This is a genomic window from Methylobacterium sp. CCH5-D2 (genome assembly GCF_001556475.1).
GTDB classification, from domain to species: domain Bacteria; phylum Pseudomonadota; class Alphaproteobacteria; order Rhizobiales; family Beijerinckiaceae; genus Methylobacterium; species Methylobacterium hispanicum.
This window is the reverse complement of the sequence record NZ_LSIX01000678.1, coordinates 1-4,531: the sequence shown is the minus strand read 5'-3', so window position 1 is coordinate 4,531 and position 4,531 is coordinate 1. Positions and strand designations below refer to the sequence as shown.

The 4,531-nt window shown below is 71.1% G+C and carries 5 protein-coding genes and 1 tRNA gene; 2 read left to right on the top strand and 4 right to left on the bottom strand.

The window, feature by feature from the left end:
* Positions 1-736: universal stress protein (locus tag AX737_RS17960; RefSeq protein WP_066923826.1), on the top strand; the 736-nt coding region annotated here is incomplete at its 5' end.
* Positions 737-800: 64 nt separating this feature from the next.
* Here the strand turns inward: AX737_RS17960 and AX737_RS17955 are convergent.
* The 3 genes from AX737_RS17955 to AX737_RS17945 all read right to left on the bottom strand — a co-directional run bounded on the left by AX737_RS17955 (position 801) and on the right by AX737_RS17945 (position 3,243).
* On the bottom strand, positions 801-1,628 hold the full coding sequence (locus AX737_RS17955) for a Crp/Fnr family transcriptional regulator (RefSeq protein WP_066923823.1): 828 nt from the start codon (positions 1,626-1,628) through the stop codon (positions 801-803).
* 587 nt (positions 1,629-2,215) lie between these two features.
* Positions 2,216-2,407 carry a hypothetical protein gene (locus AX737_RS17950; RefSeq protein WP_066923821.1) on the bottom strand — a complete coding sequence of 64 codons (192 nt, stop codon included), beginning with the start codon at positions 2,405-2,407 and terminating at the stop codon, positions 2,216-2,218.
* Positions 2,408-2,655: 248 nt separating this feature from the next.
* Entirely contained in the window at positions 2,656-3,243 is a 588-nt protein-coding gene (locus tag AX737_RS17945) for a hypothetical protein (RefSeq protein WP_245293470.1), read from the bottom strand.
* 179 nt (positions 3,244-3,422) lie between these two features.
* Between AX737_RS17945 and AX737_RS17940 the strand changes: the two genes are divergently transcribed.
* A complete protein-coding gene (locus tag AX737_RS17940; protein WP_066923817.1) occupies positions 3,423-3,722 on the top strand; it encodes a hypothetical protein in 300 nt (99 codons plus the stop codon).
* 516 nt (positions 3,723-4,238) lie between these two features.
* Here the strand turns inward: AX737_RS17940 and AX737_RS17935 are convergent.
* A tRNA-Pro gene (locus tag AX737_RS17935) sits at positions 4,239-4,315 on the bottom strand.
* Positions 4,316-4,531 lie beyond the last annotated feature (216 nt).

Sequence of the window (4,531 nt, the reverse complement as noted above, 5' to 3'; positions counted from 1 at the left end):
GCGCTTCGGCGCCCGCCTCCTCGGGGCCGCCGCCTGCCTGCCGGACTATCCGCAGAGCTACGGCGAGACGGCCGCACCCATGGGCCTCGTCATCGAGGAGATCCGGCAGGCGGCCCTGGACAAGCTCGCGGGCGCCGAGCGGGCCTTCCGCGCGGCCTCGTCCCTGGCTGACCGCACGGTGTGGCGCTCCGACCTCGCCGGCCCGGTCCCGTTCCTCGCGCGTCAGTCACGGGCGGCGGATCTCGTCGTCCTCGGTCGCTACGCGGACGACGAGGGCGTTTCACCCGGCATGACGGTCGGCGTCGGGGACGCGCTGATGGGGCTGGGACGGCCCGTCCTGGTGGTCCCGGCCGGCACGGGACATCTCGACGCCGCGCGCGTCGTCATCGGCTGGAAGAACACGCTCCAGACGCGCCGGGCGATCTCCGACGCCATGCCGTTTCTCCGCCGCGCCGAGGCCGTCCAGGTGTTCAGCGTCGCCGACCCCGCCGACCGCTCGGACGTGGAGGACGTGGTCGGCTACCTCGCCCTGCACGACGTCAGCGCGAGCGCGCACGTCGCCGCGCCGTCCGGCTGGAGCGTCGCCGACGACCTGCAGCGGGCGGCGCGCCATTTCCGCGCGGACCTGATCGTGGCGGGCGGGTACGGCTACGGCCGCCTGCGCGAATGGTTCTTCGGCGGCGTGACGCGCGACCTGCTGGAGAGGACGCCGGTCTGCTGCCTGATGTCCCACTGACGAACCCACCGCTGCGCCCGGTGCGGGAAGCCGGGCCGCGCCCCCCGGATCCCGCCGCCCCCGCTCAGCCGCGCATCGGGCCCCGCCGGACGGCCGCGAAGCCCCGCGCATCGGGGCGCTCGCCGAAGACGGACACGCCCGGCGCGCCCGCCTCCGACGGGGCCGCCGTCGCGCCGTCGGAGAGGTGCAGGTAGCCCGGATGGAAACCCGCGAAGGCGGCGAGGCGGGCGAAGTCGGGCACCGTCACGACGCCTTTGGCCAGCTTGATGAGGTGGCCCTCCTGGAGGGCGTGGAGCACCCGGTTCACGTGTACGGTGGAGACCGCGGTGATGTCGGCCAGCGTCACCTGCCGTATCCCGTTCGAGAACACCTCGTGCTCGTCGCAGCCCGAAGCGCGCTGTCGCGCGAGGATCTCGCAGATGGCGTGCGCGATCCGCCGCTCGGCATCCCGGCCGGCGTTGACGAGCCATTCCTGCGCGATACTCAGCTCCACCACCGACAGCCACCACAGGGCGAGCCCGATGCGCGGATAAGCCCTGACCAGCGTCGCCAGCGTGCCGAGCGGGACGTCGGCGACCACGCAGGCCGACAGCGCCCCCACGGTGCTCGTGACCGTGCGCGGCACCAGCAAAGGGACCCCGCAGAACTCTCCCGGGAAGTAGAGGGCGATGATGCAGCGCGTGCCGTCCGGCAGCATCTCGTAACGGCAGGCGACGCCGCTCACGATCAGGTGCGCGCCGTCATGGTCGCGGGTCCCGCGGATGTCCGCACGGGCCGGAACCTGCCGCCGTTGCGGCTTCAGGCCGAGGAGGACCTGCCGCTCCGGCGCACCGAGCAGCCCGGCCCGGTCCAGCCGGCGCGTGAGGCCTGCGAGTATGGCGTGCAACGGCATCCGGATGCCCTCAGGACGGCGTGTCCGCGATGCCCTGCGCGGTCTGCGGCTGTCGCGGGCGCCGTGCCGGGCGGCGAAGGGTCGGCGACCCGTCGCCAACGTCGACGGCCGGGCGCGATCTGCTCGTCATGGGGTCGGTTCCAGCTGTCCAGCCGCGGTCGATCCGCTGGCAGGATCCTGTCCCCCCGCGTTCGAAGCCGCCTTGCGATGGATCAATCGACCGCGGTCTCGCGCGCCCGGAAGAGGGACGGCCGGCCCGATCGGGCGGGAATCGTGGACAGGGGGAGCCGGCACGCCTCGCGGGCATCGGCCGGATCCCGTGCGACGCTCCCCGCAAGCGACGCTCCCCGCAAGGGGCGAGGAGGCGATCCGAGAGGGTGGCTCGGATCGCCTTGCACGCGCTGCCCCGGTGTTGAGACGGTGACCGGCAGCTCGCTGTCCGAGCTAGGTTGTCATGGTTAACGAAACGTTTCCGCGAAACGCCGCGGCGTCCGGCAGGACGGGCGGCGGAGAGCGGCGAAACGGTCCCGGTGGCCGCGGGAGAACGACGGATCCCGCGCGCGCGGATCCGGTGACGGAACGGCCGTTCAGTCCCAGTCGATGTCCAGGGAGCGCTCGAAAGCGACGGCGCCCATCTCACGACCCTTCGGGTCCAGGACCACCACGTCGCGGAACCCACGGCGCTGGAGTTCCCAGGTCTTCTCCATCGCCTGTTCGTCGGTTCCGCAAGCGAAGGTCATGACCCGGCCGGACGGATCCGTCCCTCTCACCTTGTACACGACGTGCTCCTCGAACGGCCTGCGGCTGAGACAGAACGCTTCGGCGGATGCGGGGTTCTTCCCGGATCGCCGAACCACGCCACGATGCCGAGCGCGGACGGTATCGGAGTCGTCGCTGCCCGTACAGGTCGAGGGCCGGGGCAATCCGCGAAGCCTGCAGGATCGCGGGGTGCGGGCAGGGAGGCGGGACACGGCGTCACTCCCCGTGACCCGCGGGCGGAAGCCCCGGCGGCCCGGACGCGCGGGCGTCAGCGCTTCGAGGCCTTCTGCGCCGGGAGCTTGACGTCGCCCTTCCACTCACCCGTGAAATCGGTCCTCGAGACGTAGGCGAGCGAGAAGGTCCCGCTGCCCTTCACGCCCTTGAACTCGCCGGTACTCGACTTGTCCCGGTAGGTTCCGGTCGCGGTCACGCGACCCTGAGCATCCGTCGTCACCGTGCCGCGGTAGGTGCTCGAGGTCGATCCGGCCGGTGTCGTGAAGGTGATCAAGCCCTCGACGGGTCCCTGACCGTTCGTCAGCGTCGCGGTCTCGGTCCATTGAACCGTCGCCCCATCCAGCGGCGTGCCGGGACCGGTGTTCACGCCGGTCGCCTTCTGTTGAATTCGGATCTGATCGGGTCCGATCGGCTGCGGCGTCTGGCTCTCCACGCGGCCCGTGTACGAGCCGCCCATCGGCATCGCCTCGGCGATTCCGACAGGGATGATCAGGGCACAAAGGGCGGCCGTCGCACTCAATGACTTGAGCATCGCACTCTCCTCCAGTTGATTGTATTGTTGAGTACTCACTGCACAGCGACTTACTTCAAACATTAAAAACACAATATCGATATCAGTCAAACCGTGGGCGATCGGCCCGCGGATCCCCCCGCCATCGACACGTCGGCGCCTGGGGCCATCGAGGACTTGCGCGAGGACGGCGGCGCGCCCGCCGGCCTCACGGTCCCCGCGCCGGGCGCGGCTGAACCCTCGGGGATCTCAGGGGTTGGGCTCCGATTGCGGAGGGCGGAGCAGCATCGATGCGGAACCTCAAGGCCTTCGCCGTCGTCGCCACGCTCGTGCTGGCCGACCCGGCCGCGGCGCAGGTCGTCACCGGCGGCGCGGGCAATACCGGTGTCCGAGCCCCCGCCGGGACGGGTGGCGTGCGCCCCGACGATCGTGATCTCGGGCCGAGACCGCCCCGTGCAGGAAACACGGCGAACCCGAGCAATTCGCCCGTTCCCGGGACGACGCCGGGCGTCGATATCGGCGGAACGCAGACGAGCGGACCGCCGGGCACAGGGGGGACCGCCGGAGGTCCAACGATCGGCAACCGGTGAGGGTGGAGCGGGCGGGTGCCTCAGCAGTCTCCGCCACCGCCGGAGGATCCGACGTCACAGGTCGACGGGTTGAAGGAGGCCGGGGGGACCCAAGCCTGGCCGCCCGTCCCGGAGCAGGATGCCGAGGCTGCGACGTTGGCTCCGATCCAGTCGCCTTCGCTTGTGCCGCTCGGCCGGAGGTCTCGCGCCATCGCGCGCTCGCGGCGCTGCCAGAGGCGGAGCTGAAGCTTGTGGAGCCAATCGGATACCATCGGCGGCCCTCCCCAGGATCGGGGGCCATCCTGGTCCGTCCGCGCCGCGATCTCAACCGCGGAGGCGAGCCGGCAAAGCCTGCCGCGACCCGCAGGCAACGTCGATCCGTCGGGCGGGTCCGCGAGAGCCATGGGATTTCTGGCCGCTCGCGCCCGGAGCGGCAGACTCGGTCCCGCGAAAGCCGCCGACATGCCGAGCGATCGAGGCTCGACGGCGCCCCTGGGGGGACCTGTAACGGACGTTGCTATGAGATCTCGGGATATTTGGTCGGAGTGGCAGGATTTGAACCTGCGACCCCCACGTCCCGAACGTGGTGCGCTACCAGACTGCGCTACACTCCGAAGGCCGGTCAGCGCCGGCGAGCGGGTGTATAGCCGCGGGCTCGCCGCACCGCAAGCGGACTTCCGCGATCTCGTGCGAGAATCTTCGCCGTCAGCGGAGAAGACCGGGCCAACCCACTGGGAGGGCTCGTAGAACCGGAAAATCACCGCTGCCGGCGACCGCGGCGGTGGCGGCGTAGCCGGGGCCCGGATCGAGAGTGCGGAGGGTCCAGTCGC

Bases quoted from the DNA above. Each gene is read 5' to 3' on its own strand.
- AX737_RS17955 (WP_066923823.1), bottom strand. From the start codon at position 1,628: ATGCCGTTGCACGCCATACTCGCAGGCCTCACGCGCCGGCTGGACCGG.
- AX737_RS17940 (WP_066923817.1), top strand. From the start codon at position 3,423: ATGCGGAACCTCAAGGCCTTCGCCGTCGTCGCCACGCTCGTGCTGGCC.